The following is a 17705-nucleotide window of genomic DNA, read 5'->3' as shown; positions in this document are numbered from 1 at the left end:
AGATCGTTCCCACGTCGAGGCGTCGAACCGTCCGCGTGGGAACGATCATGTACGGTTTCAGACTTGTGGTCACAACGGACTGCGCTGGGCTAAGGTGTTTGCACACCCAGGCCCATCGAGTTCACATGCCCTTCCTCGCCCGCACCCACCCTCGCCTGTCCGCCGCTGCCACGCTCGGCGTCGCAGTAGGCATTTTGGCTCCGGCCGATTCGATCATCAGCAAAATCCTTTTCGGCTGGAACACCGGGGTCTGGACTTACCTGGTCCTGATGCTCTGGCTCACCGCGCGCGCCAAAGCACCGGACGTGAAGCGCATTGCCGAAGTCGAGGACGAAAATGCCGGGCTGGTGCTATTCGTTGTGTGCATCGCCGCGATTGCCAGCCTGGCAACCATCACCTTCGAACTGGCGGGCAGCAGGGACCTGGAAACCACTCGAAAGCTCCTGCATTACGGGTTTACCGCGTTGACGGTGATCGGTTCATGGCTGCTGATCGGGGTGATTTTCAGCGTGCACTATGCACGTCTGTTCTACACCTGGGACGGCAAAGACCCCGCACTGCGTTTCGCTGAAGGCCTGGCAACGCCCAATTACTGGGACTTCCTGTATTTCTCGTTCACCATCAGCGTGGCGGTACAGACGTCCGATGTCGGCGTGGCAACTCGGGATTTGCGCAAGATTGTGCTGGCGCAGTCGCTGATCGGCTTTCTGTTCAACACGGCGATTCTCGGATTTTCGATCAACATCGCGGCAGGACTGTTCAATTGATCCGAGTTTCGCCAACACCCTGGCCAGCGACTCGCGCTTGGCCCATGCCACCAGTCTGGCGTTTCAAACCCTGCACCATGGTGAGCTGAAAATCGTCCGCCAGACCGCCCTCGACGGCTTGCTCGAACGCCTAACCCGCCATCTGCACTGGCGCCCGCTATAGAGAGAATCCGCGCCTGCCCCTGGTGGCGCAGAAGGCTCGGGAGCGGCTGCGGGTTTCGGCTTGGCTGACGGCGCTGATATGACGTATTCGATCAGCAAAAACGCACAGACATAAAAATGCCCCGATACATTCGGGGCATTTTTTAGGTCAGTGACAAGGAGCCATTTTTATCAGAAGAAATAACTCAGTCTGAGGCTACCGCTCCAGTCCTGACTGACAGTCGTGCCTTTGCTGCCACCGACCTGACCGGAAACCTGCCAGTTGCGTTGGGCCGGTGTCCACTTCAGACCTGCTCCGTACTCGACCGAACTGCTGGCACGGTCGTCATCGAAACTGTCGTCGTTGATCTGTAACCGCTCCATAAACCCCACATTCAAAGCCAGCAGTTGATCCCCGAAGCTGTACTCCGATTTCTCTCTGGAGCCAGCACGTCATGATGCGACCCGACGCTAAAGTCGAAAAAGTGTACCTCTATCCCAAGGCCGTGGACTTCCGAAAATCCATCGACGGCCTGGCCGCTCTGGTCGAGCTGGATATCAAAGTCGCGGTGTTCGACCCGGTGCTTTTCGTCTTTCTGAATCGCCACCGTAATCGAGTGAAAATCCTTTACTGGGAGCGCAACGGCTTCTGCCTTTGGCTCAAGCGCCTGGAATCCGAACGTTTCAAAACATCCCCCGACGCTACCGATGAAGCCATCGTATTAACTGTTCAGGAATTGAACTGGTTGCTCGACGGTTTTGACCTGTGGCGCAATCGCCCTCATCAGGTTTTGACTCCAAGATTCGTCGCCTGACGGGTATAATCCGGGGCATGATTTCGATGCCCGAACACCTTCCTGATGACCCAGAACTTCTCAAGCAAATGCTGCTTGATGCGTTCGACGCGCTCGCTCGCCAGCAGGAAGTGGGTCAGGCTTACGAAACGCATATTGTTGACCTGAAAGAACAGATCAAGTTGTTACGCGACCGTTTGTTCGGTCGTAAATCCGAGCAAACAGTCGAGCCCAACACGCCGCAACTGGCCTTATTCAACGAACCCGAAAGCGAACCAATGCCCGTCGTCGGCGATGCCGATGAGGAAGTCGTTGCTCCAGTTCCGCGCCGTGGCAAGCGCAAGCCACTATCGGCTGATCTGCCGCGTATAGAAGTCATCCACGAACTGCCCGAACACGAACTGACCTGTGCCTGCGGTTGCCGCAAGCATGTGATCAGTGAAGAAACCAGCGAGCAGCTGGACATCGCGCCAATGCAGATCCGGGTGATCAAACACATCCGCAAAGTCTACGGTTGCCGCGGTTGTGAAACGGCTCCGGTCACCGCTGACAAGCCCGCTCAATTGATCGAAAAGAGCATGGCCAGTCCGAGCGTGTTGGCGATGCTGTTGACCACCAAGTATGTCGATGGCTTGCCGCTGCATCGTTTCGAGACGGTGTTGAGTCGACACGGTGTAGAGATCCCGCGTCAGACCCTCGCCCGCTGGATTATCCAGTGCGGCGAGCACCTCCAGCCGCTGCTGAATTTGATGCGCGACCGGTTGCTGGAAAGCCCGGTCATCCACTGCGATGAAACCCGCGTCCAGGTACTGAAGGAACCGGATCGAGACCCGACCAGCCAATCCTGGATGTGGGTGCAGGCCAGCGGGCCACCCGATCGAAAAGTCGTGCTGTTCGACTACACCTCCAGCCGTGCGCAGGACGTACCGTTGCGCCTGCTGGAAAGTTATCGCGGCTATGTCATGACCGACGATTACGCGGGATATAACGCGTTGGCGTTGCAACCGGGTGTGGAACGTCTGGCGTGCATGGCCCATGCACGGCGCAAGTTCGTCGATGCGCAAAAAGTGCAGCCCAAGGGCAAGACGGGACGTGCCGATATCGCGCTGACGATGATCAACAAGCTGTACGGCATCGAGCGTGAACTCAAGGATGTCAGCGATGAACAGCGTTTTATTAATCGTCAGGAAAAGAGCCTGCCGATCCTAGCCCAGTTGAAAAGCTGGCTGGATAAAACGCAGTCGCAGGTGACGCCGCAAAGTGCGCTTGGCAAGGCCGTTAATTATCTGGCCAGCAACTGGAGCCGGCTGGAGCGCTACGTGGAGGCTGGCTTTTTACCGATTGACAACAACCCGGCAGAGCGCGCAATAAAGCCGTTTGTGATCGGTCGCAAGGCTTGGCTGTTCAGCGATACGCCCAAAGGCGCGACTGCCAGCGCCCAGATCTACAGCCTGGTCGAAACCGCGAAGGTCAACGGCCAAGAGCCCTATACATGGCTGCGCCACGTACTGGAGCGACTGCCGCATGCGCAGTCAGTAACCGACTATGAAGCATTGCTGCCGTGGAACTGCTCACCGGAAATGCCACGGTAAACGGGAAGCGCATCTGACGGTAGGTGTGCTTCATGGATCGCATACGTTGATCTTGACCTCGTTGGTTTTAACAAACTCGTGATTAACCCCCGCCGACAAGCTGGGTTCCAGCAGGCTGCCATTGTCGAGGGCCAGCACACGTCCACCTCTGACACCCACCTTACCCTGCACAGAGCGCATGGTATCGGCTTTGACTTCAAGGCCATTATCGAGGCGATAACTGTCGCTTTGAGTGGCGCCGGTCGACACCTGGACCTGGGCTTCAACGAAGTAGTTGTCCTTCAGGCGAATATGCTTGCCCACCGCCACCGAACCGCTGGCGCCCAAGGCCTTGTAATTGCCCTTGGTCCGCGTGCCGTCACTCATGGTGACTTTCGCCTTGTTGTCGAACTGGTTAATCTTGGCCATGACGTTGACGAACACACCGCTCTCGACATCAAAGGTACTGCCATAAACACCGACATTCACGCTATCTACCGTCGCACTGGAACCGTACTTGAGGTCCATGTCCGTACGGCTTGTCCCGACAAACCCGCCCAAGACCCATGCACGACCGCCAAGGTCGACCAAGGTATCGGCACCGCCGGTGATGCCCGTCTGGTTCTGGGTGTAACCGTCGCCATAGGCGTTATCGACACTGTACTGATTGCCGTAAGTGCGTACCCAGACGCTGTTGCTCAACTTTGTTGAATCGCTGTCGCTCGCCGCGCGCAGCGAAGCATCCGGCCGCGCGCTGAGCCCGCGATCACCGATCTGGTCATTTAGCACGGCCATCTCGGCGTTCAATACACTGCGCGCGCTGCCGGCCAGTGCCAAAGCGGTATTGCTCGAGGTACTGACCGTCTCCTTGTCAGGATTCAAGTACAAGCCCTGACCCTCCTTCGCCAGTCGATAGACAAACGTACCGGCATCCACCGTTTCACGATTGCCCAGCGAGAAACTCGCATCGCCGGCCGCGATATTACCGACCTTCACCGGCTCGGCAGTGACTGGAGTGGTGCCGGTGGCGGAAATTTCCAGTTGATGTTGTCCGCTCGCATTGCCGGTGACATTAAGAAAGTCAGTGCTGCCATTGCCAAGGTCGGTGCCCATCACGAAGGTGCCGTTACCCGTGAGGTTGACAACGTTCAGTTGCTGGAGCTGTTCGTTGCTGCCCATGCGCACGACACCGTTGTTCATTCCAAGGCGCTGCACGGTGCTGTCGCCGGTCATGACCCATTGCGCCGCATTATTGATGGTCAGATCGCCCGAATTGTTGATTTGACCGGTCAGCACCGAGCCGTTGTCCAGCAGCACGCTGCCATTGGTGTCGGTGGTCACGTCACCGGTCATGCTGCTGCCATTGTTCAACGAAAGGCTGGAGACATTTTCGACATTGCCGTTAACTGCAGAACCATTGTCCAGGTTGACCGTCGCAGCCGTTCCCGCCACCGCTTGCACATTGCCGTTCAAGGTACTGCGGCTATTAAGATTGACCCGAGTCACGTTTTGCAGATTGCCAGTAAGCGAGGCCGCGTTCTGCATCAGCAGCGCAACCGTGCTGCCGGTATCGGCGATGACATTGCCGCTCAAGGCACTTGCGTTGACGTTAAGGTTGGCCGTGGAACGATTGGTCGCCTGCAACAGCGTGCCGTTACCGCCGAGCAGTTCGGAACTACCGAGGACATCAATAGTGGCAACAGTACCGGGCGCGCCGGACGAACCGAGCACAATCGCCGAACCTGTCCTGCCCGTCACACGGGTGCTGTTGAGGGTAACGGTGCTCGCATTAACACCCGTGTTGTCGGTGACGATTTGCAAGCCGTCTTGCCCACCTGAAATCGTACTGCCCGATGCGGACAGCGTCGCGCCGCCCAATTGCACGCCGTAGCTGGTGGTGTTCGTCCCCCGCACCTCTGAATCAGCGAGGTTCAATACAGCAAAACCAACGGCATTCGCGCCGCCAGTGGCGCCAGTGATCACACTGTTGCCGGTCACCGTCGCGCTGGAGGATGCCGGAGTATTGATGTTACGACCCAGAATCAAACCAAAACTGTTGGTACTGGTGATTGTTCCATTATTGATAGTGGCAGAACTGTCGCTGAGCGAAATGGCCCCACGGCCTGTTGAGCTGTTAACGGTGGCCCCTGTCAGCGAAAGCCCGGAACCGTCGCGGGCCTCGATCCGCTCACTCTGACCACCGTTGAAATGGACAATGGCGTTTTGCGAAGTAATCGACAGTGCGTTCGCGTTATTAATCGTCAGCGTCCCGCCCTGGGACACACTCCATGCCTCCGGTACCGGTGGATTGATGACGGTCTCACTCTCACCAGGATTCAGTGTTCTGGCATAAACGGTGGGTGCACCGAGGGCAATCGCGGCAAGCAAGTATCCAGTAGTTGCACATTGGTTGAACCGAAGGGGTAGAGGCATGAAAACTCCGCATAGCGAACAAATCCAAAAGCGACTTTTCTGGTAAACAGGAAAAATCGCCCCAAGAAAACGTCCGACAGACTAATCAGCAATCTCTCAGCAAGATGTAGGAATAGTCCTCGGTTCAGTAGGATTTATCTGAAAACTGGAAAGGATATATAACCGTCAACCGTCAGAGACTAATAAATACGCGGGAGAGAAAAATCTCTCCCGCGATATACTTCCCTTACGACTCAACCATCATGTGGCCGGAACAGAAGTTCGGTCGCAGTACTCGGCACTTGAAGTAATTGTGTCCAGTTTTTTGATGATCGGAATCGAAGTTTGAACGCCCCCGATATTTGCCGTGTACCAATACTTGGCCCAAGCCGCTGCGCTCCGTCTAGGTTGTGCAAGCTTGAAGATTACTGCACTGCCAACACCTGCGACATCGGGCGTGCCGGGGGCCAGGATGGTATACGGCTTGGAATCCGCCGTACCCGGGATCAAATTACTTCCCGCTTCATCGCTGTACGCTTCAAAGTGCACGGTGATAACGGTACCCTGCGGCAGATTGACGGCATCCTTGGGAATACCGATCGCCACCTTCCAGTCAGTCGCCGCATTAGTCATTGCGTAGCAATCCATCTGATCTTTTAAAGGGTTGCGGATCCGGATGGTCGGCACGAGCAAATCGATTTTCACGCCACTGACTAGTACAGTTCGTGGGCTGGACTTGATGACGTTCTTGTCAATGCCCGTCTTCTGGCGTGTCCAGTAGGCAAGTACGCTCGGTGTCGGCAGCGCAGCAATGTCCGCAGCGGTGATGACATGACTAAACGTTGTCATGTCAGTGAAGGGTGAAACGTCTCCTACATGTTTGTCGTTCAGGTAGAACTTGGCCGTTTCAGTCGAATCAAGCGGCGGATCTGTAAGTGCCAACGTCACTTCGATTTTTCCCTGTTTGTCGCGATCTCCCGGTTGTAAGTCATTCGGTGTATTGGAGGCACCGGTGACTACAGGCAAGGCAAAGGCCGGGTTTACATCGCCAGGCAACTCCGGAAATACCCCTCCAGGCGGGTACAAATTCGCCCAGAAGAACAATTCCGGGGACGCAAATGTATGGGCTCCTCGAACAACTTCAGACCATATTTTAAACTCCGTGGCTTCTTCATAAGCGCCAAAGAGATCTTCAAAGAAGCCCTTATAGTCAAGTGTGAACGGTACATCCGCGTTAGTGATAGAGACAGGACCAAGCGCTTTGAAATTCGTAGGGTCCGTAGCATCTTCGACGTATATCTTTACCTGATCGCCCGGTTCCAGGTTATCAATGAATTTTCGTTCGACGATCGCCTGTATGTTGCCTGTTGCAAGGAAGTTATCCAGATAAATCCTGGTGGTGGTGGGATCGGGGTCAGTCGCCGGCACCCGCGGTGCTTTATGCAAAACCGGATCCAATGCAAGACCTAGAGTCAGGAGGGGTGCGGGAGTGGAGCTTGCGCTTAGGTTTCCAACATGGTCTTTCCAGAGAAAATGTGCCAAAACCCGGCCGTTCGGGAGTTTGCGCAGTGTAGTGTTGGGCACCGAAACTGCGCCAACCGGTACCGTGCCTTTAAACGCCATGATATCCACACCACCCGAAACCAGGTGGAGCTCCAGCTCATCATCTGGACGACGATTCACATAACCAACGCCAAACACCAGCTCCGCGTTCACATTCGCGGGCAACTGCATCCAGGCTTCGTTGACGGTCCTTTGCGGATCGCCCGGCGCATTGGTGAAAGTGGGTGTGGGCGTTGGCGGGGTCAGTCTTTTCGTCGGAAACTTGAGCCCGAACGGCGGGTTTTCGTCAATGACAACCCGTACTTCATTCGAAGGGTCGTCGTTACCCGCACCGTCCCGGTAGACAAAGACTTTCACTATGTACGCAGTAGGACCAGCAGGCTGATCCAAGTCCGGTAAAAGCGCTTTGTCCAGTTCAATCGAGAAAGGGGCGGGACGACCGGCGACCGGGCCAAGCACCTTGTAACCTATTTGCTTAAGCGGTTGCCCCTCAACGGCAGCCCAAATATCACAATCATCACCGTCGAGTGGCTCTGCAAAGGCAGCCAACTTGATAATGACTTTCCCGGTGTCCAGTTGACTCTTAGGAATAAAGTCGTCAGCTATCGTATCCACCGAAATTGCTGTTGTATAAATACCATTAACACTCGCACCAAACTGCGGCGGGTTAGCTCTGGCTTTAAATGTCAACTTTTCTTGAACAGTCATTTCTCGCTCTCCTTCATTGAGCCCGGACGGGCCACTTTCACCAGGTGTTACTTGGTCGATTTTCACTAAAACTTTTTTTGATTCTGCAATAAGGCGACCGCCCCGGAATAATTGGCAGATAACGATCGCAGAGTCACTATCAAATAATTGGCTTATGTGGGGTTGGTACGGCACAACATGATCAAATCCCTTCGTTATATCGGCAGCGGAGAGAGGCTTATCCCAGAAACCATAAATTCCAGGCACTTCTGGCCCACTACCGTTCAGGGACGAGTATCCCCGCCAGTGAACTTTTGCAACGTCTCCGGGCACCGCAACGTTCGTGAAAGCAGGAATGACAACAGTGGCGCCACTTGTCAAAGGAGGTTTCGTATTGTTGTTCAGATATCCCCAAAGTGTGGCATGCCGAAACCAAGGTTCTAACAATACTAAAAGTGGCGTGTGATCGATGGTCAGTTGTCTTGCGGGCGAGGGGTCATCAGTCCCACCCGATCCCTTCCAGATTTTGTAATGCACGAATGCGATGCCGTCAGTTGCCAAGTGTTGTGACGTCAAATCGAAATATAAAAAAGTAACGTTTAGTGGACTTGGATAAAAAACTGTGTAAAGCCTCTTATCCACGCCGTTCTGACGCAACATCACCCAGAGTTCATCATTGGGCACCGGGTCGATCCAATAAGGAATGACGATACGAGTGCCCTTCAGAAGAATCTCGCGGGAGACATGTCCTGCCGGGTCACTATCATCGACGTCCTCCACTGAAAGCGGCAGTGCCAGTGGTCCTATGGCTCCGTTACGTAGCTGATCAAAAGGCATCGAGGTCATTTCTCTATCACCGACTAATACGGAACATCGAAAGATTTAAGCGTGTTTGTTCGCAGTTCAGTTGAGGAAATTAGGCGCTTTAACGCTGAAGTTTCCTACTGTCAGATCTGACAGGTTTGACTACCGCCTGTCGGATACATTCTGTTTTTAGCCTGTGGCCGGAAACATTTTCACTTGACGCAACCAAAGCAACTGGTGTCGTCTGAAACCGGTTTCAGACAATAAAAAGACTAACTCCGTGAACGATTTCTCCGCCGCCCAGCGCCGCCGCGTGACCATGCTCGATGTCGCCGAACACGCTGGCGTCTCCAAGGCCAGCGTCTCGCGCTTCATCGGTGATGACCGCGCCCTGCTTTCCGATGTCATCGCCCTGCGTATCGAGCAGGCAATCGCCGACCTCGGCTACCGCCCAAACCAGATGGCCCGCGACCTGAAACGCGGCCGCACTCGCCTGATCGGCATGCTGGTGGCCGATATCCGTAACCCTTATTCGATTGCCGTGATGCACGGGGTGGAAACCGCCTGCCGTCAGCACGGTTACAGCCTGGTGGTGTGCAATACCGATCGCGATGATGAGCAGGAGCGTCAGCATCTGGCCTTGCAGCGCTCGTACAACATCGAAGGCTTGATCGTGAATACCCTCGGTCATCACCGCGACGAATTGCGAGAACTGCATCGGGAAATGCCGCTGGTGTTGGTGGATCGCAAGGTCGATCAACTCGAAAGTGATTTGGTCGGACTGGACAATCCGGCAACGGTCGAGATCGCCCTCGCGCACCTTGAAGAGCGCGGCTATCGCGACGTGTTGCTGGTCACCGAACCCTATGACGGCACCAGTTCGCGGATCGAGCGGATCGAGCGGATCAGCAGTTTAAAAGGCGCAAATTGAGCAGCGTCCGACCCTGCGCGGCAGCCTCATCGAAACCGGCAGCGAACTCACCTCCCAGTTGAAAACCTTCCTCGAAACGCCCGGCCCTGGTCCGAAAGCGCTGTTCTGCGCAAACGGAATCGCTGCGTTGGCCAGCACCCATTCGTTGCGTGAGCTGAAGTGCAACCTGTTCGAGGACGTTGGCCTGATTGCTCTGGATGATCTGGATTGGTATTCGCTGGTGGGGAGCGGGATTACCGCCCTCGCCCAACCGACGGCCGAGATTGGCGCGAGTGCGTTCGAGTGTTTGCTCAAGCGCTTGCGTGGGGATGTCGGGCCGGTGCGGACACTGGATTTTTCGGCGCGGTTGATTGTGCGCGGGTCGACGAAAATCGTCACGTAATCCAACCGCCCCTTTGTTTGAACAAAAATGAAACCGGTTTCAGAGGCCAATCCCGCTTGGAGAGCGCTCATGTCTGAGATCGATATTCTGTCGTTCGGTGAAACCATGGCGATGTTTGTCGCCGAACAGAGCGCTGACCCCGCCGACATCGCGGCGTTCTATCTCGACTTGAGCGCTGAAGCCGTGGCGATCAAGCTTGGTCCTCACGGTGCGTATTACCGCACCCATCTGGACCAGGGTTTCGTGGCGGGCGTGCTGGTGGAAACGGTAGTCCGGTCGGTGCCGGCGATGGATTTGCCGTTGAAAAAAGCTGGTTGTGTTGTACAAGAAACTCTCGCCGCTGCTGATGGCTCGCCTTCATGAGCAGACCGAGGTAACGCTGATCGACAACCTCAATGCCGAAGGCCTGGCAACGCTGCGCGAGGCCCCCCTGAAGCTAGACGCCGGGTTTGGGCCAGCCAGCCATCGCGAGCAAGCTCGCTCACACTGGATCTGCGACGTTCACAGATCCCCTGTGGGAGCGAGCTTGCTCGCAATGAGGCCTGCACAAACGACGTAAATTCTTCAGGCCCGGCGCGCTTCCAGAAGGTCCGCCGCACACAACGCAATCCGCTGGCACGCATCCGCCAGCTTCAGTTGATCCACCACCAACCCCAATCGAATATGCCCCGCCGCACTCGGCCCAAACGCTTCACCGGCCAGCACCGACACGCCGTAACCTTCCAGCAGCCGCTCGGCAAAACTCTGGGCACACAACCCGGTCTGGCGCACATCGACCATCACGAACATCCCGCCGTCAGGTCGAATCGGTCGGATGCCCGGGCAATCGCGCAGACTCGCGCACACAAGGTCGCGACGCTGGCGATACTCCTCGCGCATCAGCGCCACTTCCGGCAAGTCCTCATCCAGCGCCAATTGCGCAGCATTCTGAATAAAATCCGGAATGCCAAACAGCATGCACAACGAGAGATGCTCCAAGTGGTCATTCAAGGGTTTCGGGCCGATCACCCAGCCCACTCGCCAACCGCTCATGGCGTGGGATTTGGACAGGCTATTGATAGTCGCAGTGCGCTCGGCCATGCCCGGCAGGCTCGCCGGGCTGATGTGCTCGCCTTCGTACAACAGATCGCTGTAAACCTCGTCGCTGATCAGCCACAGGTCGTGACGAACACAGAGCGACGCCAGCTCCTGCCAGATCATCAGCGGCAAACTGGCACCGGAAGGATTGTTCGGACTGTTGAGCAAAATGGCGCGTGTTTTAGGCGTGATCAGCGCCGCGACATCCGCCGGATCAACCCGAAAGCCGTTCTCGGGACGCACCGCCACCGGCACCACCTTGGCGCCACAGGCACCGAATACGCCTTCATAGGTCACGTACATCGGTTCGGCGACGATCACTTCATCGCCCGGATCGAGCAGGCATTGCACCACCGAATACACCGCACATTGTGCGCCCGGCAGCACGATCACATGGTCGGCATCCACGACTTGACCGCTGCGGCGTCGATGACGGGTGGCGATGCTGTTGCGCAATCCCTGACTGCCGCGTACTGCCGGGTAGTGGGTATCGCCGGCCAGCAAGCTGTCGATGCACGCCTGAATGATGGGCTGCGGCGTATCGAAGTCGGGATCGCCGATCGATAGCAGCAGCACATCAATGCCCTGCTCACGTAATTCCAGTGCTCGGTCATGAATCTGCCAGGCCGCAGCGCCGTCACCGGCGATTCGTTTGGTCAAGGCTGAGTAGCGCATGCATTTCTCCAGTCGCGCGGGTTCCAAGCCTAAACCCTATCTCAAATCACGAAACGCGCCACCATGGCATTTAAATCCACGGCCAGGCGCGACAGTTCGTGAGTGGCGGCGCTGGTCTGGTTGGCGCCAGCGGCGGACTGGGTGGCCAGGTCGCGGATGTTTACCAAATTGCGGTCGACTTCACGGGAAACCTGGGCCTGTTCTTCGGACGCGCTGGCGATCACCAGGTTGCGTTCGTTGATCAATTGGATCGACTGGGTGATCTGCTCCAGCGCGACACCCGCGGCGCGGGCCATTTCAAGGGTGCTTTGGGTGCGTTGATTGCTTTGTTGCATCGACGAAACCGCTTCGCCGGTGCCGTTCTGGATGCCCGCGACCATTTTTTCGATTTCCTGGGTCGATTGCGCGGTGCGATGGGCCAGCGCCCGGACCTCGTCCGCCACCACCGCAAAACCACGCCCGGCTTCACCGGCACGGGCGGCTTCGATCGCGGCGTTCAGTGCCAACAGGTTGGTCTGTTCGGCGATGGCGCGGATCACGTCCAGCACCTTGCCGATGTCACGCCCCTGAGCGGCCAGGCCTTCGATCATCACTGAGGTGTTTTGCACATCGTGGGTCATGGTCTGGATCGCGCCGACGGTTTCCACCACACGGTCGCGCCCTTCACGGGCCGCCTGGGTCGACTGGTTCGAGGCTTCGGACGTCGACACCGCGTTGCGTGCCACTTCTTCCACGGCGGCGGTCATTTCGTTGACGGCAGTGGCGGCCTGTTCGATTTCGTTGTTCTGCTGTTGCAGACCGCGGGAGGCTTGTTGGGTGACCGCGCTGAGTTCTTCAGCGGCGGCACCCAGCTGGGTGGCGGAACCGGCGATCTGTTCGATGGTTTTGCGCAGGTTGGTTTGCATCGTGGACAAGGCACCGAGCAAACGGGCCGGTTCGTCCTTGCCGTCGATGTCGATAATTTTAGTCAGGTTGCCGCCCGCAATGGTCTCGGCCGCCTGGAGCGCACGGTTGAGCGGCGTGACGATGCTGCGGGTCAACAGCCAGGCCAGCAGCACGGTCATCAGCGCCGCAATCACCGCCACTGCGATGATGCCGGTCACGGCGTTGCTGTAGTGCTCTCCCGCTTCGGCCGAGGCGGTTTTCGCATAGGTGTTGTTGAACGCTACCAGTTTGTTCAACTGCTCGCCCATCTGGTCCGTACCGTCCTTGATCCGGGTGTTAATCAGCGTGCGCATCTCATCGAGTTTGTTCTGCCGCGACAGCTCCAGCATCTGATTCTGGTCTTGCATATAGCTGTCCAGTGTTGTCGTGAACGTCTCGTACAGCGCGGCTTCTTCCGGGGTGGCCGGCAACGCTGCATAACTGGCTTGTGCGCTGCGAACCTTGTCGACCAGCACGCCGATGCGCGTCTGCGCTTCCTGCAACGCGTTCGGATCACGGTTGACCAACACCCTGAAAGAAAGAATGCGCAGGCGCAGGATGTTTTCTGTCAGGTTGCCGAGAAACACGATGCTGGGCAGCTGCGTGGTTGCCATGTCGATGGAGGCTTGGCGGATGGTCGACATGCGGTTCACGGCAAACACTCCCAGCACGATGACGAGCAAGGCAATGAAGGCAAAACCCAGGAAGGCTCGAGGCGCGATATTCAGATTACGCAGTGACATAGGATGATTCTCGGGTGATTGAGGCTGCGAGCATCCTTGCCGTGATCACTGAATGACGGGCGTTGGCGCGCGCGTTTTCAGCTTGGCGCCACTGTTGGAATTGGTTTGTGTGGGCCTGTTATCTGTATCGGCTGGGGTTGAGGATTTTTGCGGGGATTGGAGAAATAAATTTCACGGAGGTACAGGTGTTCCTACAATGAAACACCCGTGACTTCTGTAGCAGCTGGCGAAGCCTGCGTTCGGCCGCGAAGCGGTCGCGCTGTTTACCCTCAACAATTGCTGCGCAGGCGAACGCAGCCTTCGGCAGCTGCTACAAAGGAACGTGTCGTGGTTCAGGTTTTACGAACAGCCACCCGCCAAACCCGCGCAACATCACTGGCCCGCTCCCGCAACAAACGCGGCGCCTCGGCACACGCCTGCTCCAGCGTCATCGGCCCACTGGCCAAGGCAAACGCAGCATCAATGCCATGTTCGTACAGTGCCTGATAACCCTCACCCAGTGTCCCGGCGATGACGATCACCGGTACGCCATGCTGCCGAGCGATACGCGCCACACCAAACGGTGTCTTACCCCGTAGTGTCTGCGCATCGAAACGGCCTTCTCCGGTGATCACCAAATCGGCGCCCTTGACCGCATCGTCGAGGCCGACCAGTTCAGCGACCACTTCGACGCCGGCCTTGAACTGCGCTCCCAGAAACGCCTTGGCCGCAAACCCCAAGCCGCCAGCCGCACCGCTGCCCGGTTCGTCACGTACGTCGTTGCTCAGTACCTGAGCGCACCGTTCGGCAAAGTGCCCGAGCGCGGTATCCAGTTGCTGGACTTGCTCGGGCGACGCGCCTTTCTGCGGGCCGAAAATCGCTGAGGCACCGTGAGGGCCGCACAGTGGATTGTTGACGTCGGCGGCGATGTCGAATCGCACCTTGGCCAGACGCGGGTCGATTTCACTCATGTCGATTTGCGCTAATTGCGCGAGCGCCAGACCTCCCGGTGCAAGCGTCTGGCCCTGTGCGTCCAGCAGTTTCACGCCCAAGGCGTGCATCGCCCCCGCACCGCCGTCGTTGGTGGCGCTGCCGCCAATCGCCAGAATGACCCGATGCGCTCCGGCGTCCAGCGCGGTGCGGATCAATTCGCCGGTGCCGAACGTGCTGCTGAGGCATGCATCACGCTGGCTTGGCGGAACCAGTTGCAGGCCACTGGCTTCGGCCATTTCGATGATCGCGGTGTGGCTCTGGGGCAACCAGCCCCAAGCGGCATCAACCGTTGCGCCGAGCGGCCCGCGGACTTGGGTTCGGCGCAGTTCGCCCTCGCACGCTGCCAGAATCGACTCGACAGTCCCCTCCCCGCCGTCAGCCATCGGGCATTTGACCAGCTCTGCATCGGGCCAGACCTCCGCCAATCCTTGGGCAATGGCATCAGCCACACCCTGGGCACTCAGGCTGTCCTTGAACGAATCGGGGGCGATGACGATTTTCATGCGAATTCTCCAGTTCCAATGCCCTCATGCTGCCAGCAGGCAAGAACAATAACGCCGGTCCGCTGCACAAGCGGGCATGCCGATTATTGTTCATTCCCACAAAACCTTAAGCGCCAGACGTTGGAGGCGCATCGGTTTGAGGCAAAAGTTGCACACCGAGATAAAGCGCGAGCATCCCGTCCAGCCTTAGCGGGTCGACGCCACTGAGCTCGGCAATTCGCTCCATTCGATAACGCAGGCTGTTGCGGTGGATGCCCAGTGCATCGGCACAGGCCTGGCTCTGGCCGTCGTGATCGCACCAACTGCGCAGGGTTGCCAGCAATTGGCCGTTGCCATCCTTGGCGATCACTTTGCGCAGTGGTTTGAGCAACTCGTCCAGCGCGTCGTCGTTGCGGTGCCGCCAAAGCATCACCGGCAATCGGTAACGGGTGAGCGTCAGCAAACGGGAGTGCGGCAACACATCTCGTCCATAGGCCAGCAAGTCGCCGACGCGGCGGTAGCAGCGGCGCAGTCCCGTCAGCCCATCGGCCTGCCCACCCACGGCGATGCGCAGGATGTTCCAGCCCAGGCCGTCGAGTTTCTCCAGCAGCCGATCATTTTCGATCGCCTGGCTTGCCGGCCGGCACCAGAGCAGCGAGGACTTGGCCGAACTCACACACCAACTGTCCGGGTAGCGCGACATCAGCCAGGCGCTGAGCGCTTCGACGGTTTGCCCCGGACCGTGTTCCATTCCTAACTCGATCAGATAGGGCACCCGCGTCATCTGCGGCTTGAGCCCAAGCTGTTGCGCTTCATCGATCAGCCGCGGCGAATCCCCGGCCTGACTCAGCAGCAACGCCAGCAGATCGTCGCAACGCTGACGCCGCCATTGCTGTTCGGCCTGCTGATTGCGCTGGCCAACCAGCATCTCGGCGGTCATCCGCACCAGTTCGGCGTAGGTGCGCAATTGCTCAGGTTCACCGGTGATGCCCAGCACGCCAATCAAGCGCTGATCGAGCAATAGCGGTAAGTTGATGCCCGGCTGCACACCTTTGAGATGAATCGCTGTTTGGGCGTCGATCTCCACTACCCGCCCGTTGGCCAGCACCAGTTGCGCGCCTTCATGACGGGTGTTGACGCGCTCCGGTTCGCCGCTGCCGAGAATCAGCCCCTGGCTGTCCATGACGTTGACGTTGTACGGCAGGATGGCCATCGCCCGGTCGACGATGTCCTGGGCCAGGTCGTGATCGAGTTCGAACATAGCGGTGATCCTTGAAAGCGTGATGAGCGGATTGTTCACCCGCACAGGCCTTGGTTGCAAACCCTGTGCTCAGGCACAAAGACAACGACCCAAGGGGTGGCCGAGACTCATTGGGCGATCAACGTTACCCTTTGCATCGCAAAAAATCATAATAAAGAGAGAGCCCACCATGTCACAGAGCGCCGCCGCTACCCAGGCCATCGTTGACGAGAAAAACGCCGTCTACAAACGCATTACCCTGCGTTTGATCCCCTTCATCTTCATCTGCTACCTGTTCAACTACCTCGACCGGGTGAACGTTGGATTTGCCAAGCTGCAGATGCTCGACGCACTGAAATTCAGCGAAACCGTGTACGGCCTCGGGGCCGGGATCTTCTTTATCGGCTACGTGCTCTGCGGCGTACCCAGCAACCTGGCCCTGACCAAATTCGGCCCGCGCCGCTGGATCGCGCTGATGATGATCGTCTGGGGTTCGCTCTCGACCTGTTTGCTGTTCGTCACCACACCAACCGAGTTCTACACCCTGCGCCTGTTCACCGGCGCGGCCGAAGCCGGGTTCTTCCCGGGCGTTGTGCTTTACCTTTCGCAGTGGTTCCCGACCTTCCGCCGTGGCCGCATCATGGCGCTGTTCATGTCGGCGATCCCGGTGTCCGGCCTGCTCGGCAGCCCTTTTTCTGGCTGGATCCTCAACCACTTCGGCGCCGGGCAAGGTGGCTTGGCCGGCTGGCAGTGGATGTTCCTGCTGCAAGGTATCCCGACCATCATCCTCGGCGCGCTGGCGTATTTCCTGCTCAGCGACAGTTACGCGAATGCCAAATGGCTCACGCCGTTCGAGCGCTCGGTGCTGGAAGCCGACCACGCCGAAGACCTGGCCAACAAACCGAAAACCACCACCGACTCGCTGCTGGCGGTGTTCAAGAACCCGGCGATCTGGGCGTTTGGCCTGATCTACTTCTGCATCCAGAGCGGCGTTTACGCGATCAATTTCTGGCTGCCGTCGATCATCAAGAACCTGGGCTTCAGCGATAACCTGGTGATCGGCTGGCTCAGTGCGATTCCGTACCTGCTGGCGGCGTTGTTCATGTTGATGGTCGGCCGCTCCGCCGACCTGCGTAAAGAACGCCGCTGGCACTTGGTGGTGCCGATGCTGATGGGCGCGGTGGGTCTGCTGATTGCCGTGAACTTCGCCGCCAACCCCGCCATCGCCATCCTCGGCCTGACCATCGCCACCATGGGCGCCCTCACCGGCCTGCCGATGTTTTGGCCAGTGCCGACTGCGCTGCTCAGCGCCGGCGCTGCGGCGGGTGGTTTGGCGTTGATCAACTCCATGGGGCAGATGGCGGGTTTCCTCAGTCCGTATCTGGTGGGTTGGGTCAAGGACAGCACCGGGTCGACTGATGCGGCGCTTTATTTATTGGCGGGTGTGATTGTGTGCGGGAGCTTGTTGGCGTTGCGTATGACGCGGACGTTGCGGGTTTAAGGTTGATCGGCACGGGGGTGTTCAATATTTCAGTTTGCC

Annotated in this window: 10 protein-coding genes and 5 pseudogenes; 8 read left to right on the top strand and 7 right to left on the bottom strand. The window is 57.8% G+C overall.

What is annotated here, in order from left to right; all coding sequences use genetic code 11:
- Positions 1-125 precede the first annotated feature (125 nt).
- Together ACYZTU_RS14325 and ACYZTU_RS14320 are read left to right on the top strand one after the other, a co-directional pair.
- Positions 126-767, top strand: a complete 642-nt coding sequence (locus ACYZTU_RS14325; protein ID WP_461963654.1) for a DUF1345 domain-containing protein — start codon at positions 126-128, stop codon at positions 765-767.
- Positions 768-771: 4 nt separating this feature from the next.
- A pseudogene (locus tag ACYZTU_RS14320) lies at positions 772-991 on the top strand (AraC family transcriptional regulator); the annotation flags it as partial.
- Positions 992-1100: 109 nt separating this feature from the next.
- Here the strand turns inward: ACYZTU_RS14320 and ACYZTU_RS14315 are convergent.
- Positions 1101-1283: pseudogene (locus ACYZTU_RS14315) on the bottom strand (autotransporter outer membrane beta-barrel domain-containing protein); the annotation flags it as partial.
- An 80-nt stretch (positions 1284-1363) separates the two neighbouring features.
- Between ACYZTU_RS14315 and tnpB the strand changes: the two are divergent.
- Together tnpB and tnpC are read left to right on the top strand one after the other, a co-directional pair.
- Positions 1364-1723: an IS66 family insertion sequence element accessory protein TnpB gene (gene tnpB, locus ACYZTU_RS14310; protein WP_240050551.1), complete on the top strand. Its 360-nt coding sequence runs from the start codon at positions 1364-1366 to the stop codon at positions 1721-1723.
- A 17-nt stretch (positions 1724-1740) separates the two neighbouring features.
- Positions 1741-3294, top strand: coding sequence for an IS66 family transposase (tnpC, locus tag ACYZTU_RS14305; RefSeq protein WP_461963652.1), 1554 nt, complete (start codon positions 1741-1743; stop codon positions 3292-3294).
- 30 nt (positions 3295-3324) lie between these two features.
- On the opposite strand, the gene ACYZTU_RS14300 is transcribed toward tnpC, so the two are convergent.
- Entirely contained in the window at positions 3325-5706 is a 2382-nt protein-coding gene (locus tag ACYZTU_RS14300; RefSeq protein WP_461963650.1) for an autotransporter outer membrane beta-barrel domain-containing protein, read from the bottom strand.
- A 240-nt stretch (positions 5707-5946) separates the two neighbouring features.
- Positions 5947-8781 carry a hypothetical protein gene (locus ACYZTU_RS14295; RefSeq protein ID WP_461963648.1) on the bottom strand — a complete coding sequence of 945 codons (2835 nt, stop codon included), beginning with the start codon at positions 8779-8781 and terminating at the stop codon, positions 5947-5949.
- Positions 8782-9019: 238 nt separating this feature from the next.
- On the opposite strand from ACYZTU_RS14295, the pseudogene ACYZTU_RS14290 reads away from it, so the two are divergent.
- The 3 pseudogenes from ACYZTU_RS14290 to ACYZTU_RS14280 form a co-directional block, all read left to right on the top strand.
- Positions 9020-10052, top strand: a pseudogene (locus tag ACYZTU_RS14290) (LacI family DNA-binding transcriptional regulator).
- 135 nt (positions 10053-10187) lie between these two features.
- Positions 10188-10354, top strand: a pseudogene (locus ACYZTU_RS14285) (sugar kinase); the annotation flags it as partial.
- Between the two features lie 44 nt (positions 10355-10398).
- A pseudogene (locus ACYZTU_RS14280) lies at positions 10399-10500 on the top strand (bifunctional glyoxylate/hydroxypyruvate reductase B); the annotation flags it as partial.
- A gap of 116 nt (positions 10501-10616) precedes the next feature.
- Here ACYZTU_RS14280 and ACYZTU_RS14275 read toward each other — a convergent pair.
- The 4 genes from ACYZTU_RS14275 to ACYZTU_RS14260 form a co-directional block, all read right to left on the bottom strand.
- A complete protein-coding gene (locus ACYZTU_RS14275; RefSeq protein ID WP_461963646.1) occupies positions 10617-11804 on the bottom strand; it encodes a pyridoxal phosphate-dependent aminotransferase in 1188 nt (395 codons plus the stop codon).
- 41 nt (positions 11805-11845) lie between these two features.
- Positions 11846-13471: a methyl-accepting chemotaxis protein gene (locus ACYZTU_RS14270; RefSeq protein WP_461963644.1), complete on the bottom strand. Its 1626-nt coding sequence runs from the start codon at positions 13469-13471 to the stop codon at positions 11846-11848.
- Positions 13472-13803: 332 nt separating this feature from the next.
- Positions 13804-14946: a glycerate kinase gene (locus ACYZTU_RS14265; protein ID WP_461963642.1), complete on the bottom strand. Its 1143-nt coding sequence runs from the start codon at positions 14944-14946 to the stop codon at positions 13804-13806.
- 106 nt (positions 14947-15052) lie between these two features.
- Positions 15053-16186, bottom strand: coding sequence for a sugar diacid recognition domain-containing protein (locus ACYZTU_RS14260; RefSeq protein WP_461963641.1), 1134 nt, complete (start codon positions 16184-16186; stop codon positions 15053-15055).
- A gap of 169 nt (positions 16187-16355) precedes the next feature.
- Between ACYZTU_RS14260 and ACYZTU_RS14255 the strand changes: the two genes are divergently transcribed.
- Entirely contained in the window at positions 16356-17666 is a 1311-nt protein-coding gene (locus ACYZTU_RS14255) for an MFS transporter (protein ID WP_461963639.1), read from the top strand.
- Positions 17667-17705: the final 39 nt, after the last annotated feature.

Source organism: Pseudomonas sp. HLT2-19-2 (assembly GCF_054898005.1).
This window is presented reverse-complemented; position numbering and strand designations above follow the sequence as displayed.

What these genes read in the sequence shown, in the direction of transcription:
- ACYZTU_RS14325 (WP_461963654.1), top strand. Translation starts at nt 126, where the DNA reads ATGCCCTTCCTCGCCCGCACCCACCCTCGCCTGTCCGCCGCTGCCACG.
- tnpB (WP_240050551.1), top strand. Translation starts at nt 1,364, where the DNA reads ATGATGCGACCCGACGCTAAAGTCGAAAAAGTGTACCTCTATCCCAAG.
- tnpC (WP_461963652.1), top strand. Translation starts at nt 1,741, where the DNA reads ATGATTTCGATGCCCGAACACCTTCCTGATGACCCAGAACTTCTCAAG.
- ACYZTU_RS14300 (WP_461963650.1), bottom strand. Translation starts at nt 5,706, where the DNA reads ATGCCTCTACCCCTTCGGTTCAACCAATGTGCAACTACTGGATACTTG.
- ACYZTU_RS14295 (WP_461963648.1), bottom strand. Translation starts at nt 8,781, where the DNA reads ATGACCTCGATGCCTTTTGATCAGCTACGTAACGGAGCCATAGGACCA.
- ACYZTU_RS14275 (WP_461963646.1), bottom strand. Translation starts at nt 11,804, where the DNA reads ATGCGCTACTCAGCCTTGACCAAACGAATCGCCGGTGACGGCGCTGCG.
- ACYZTU_RS14270 (WP_461963644.1), bottom strand. Translation starts at nt 13,471, where the DNA reads ATGTCACTGCGTAATCTGAATATCGCGCCTCGAGCCTTCCTGGGTTTT.
- ACYZTU_RS14265 (WP_461963642.1), bottom strand. Translation starts at nt 14,946, where the DNA reads ATGAAAATCGTCATCGCCCCCGATTCGTTCAAGGACAGCCTGAGTGCC.
- ACYZTU_RS14260 (WP_461963641.1), bottom strand. Translation starts at nt 16,186, where the DNA reads ATGTTCGAACTCGATCACGACCTGGCCCAGGACATCGTCGACCGGGCG.
- ACYZTU_RS14255 (WP_461963639.1), top strand. Translation starts at nt 16,356, where the DNA reads ATGTCACAGAGCGCCGCCGCTACCCAGGCCATCGTTGACGAGAAAAAC.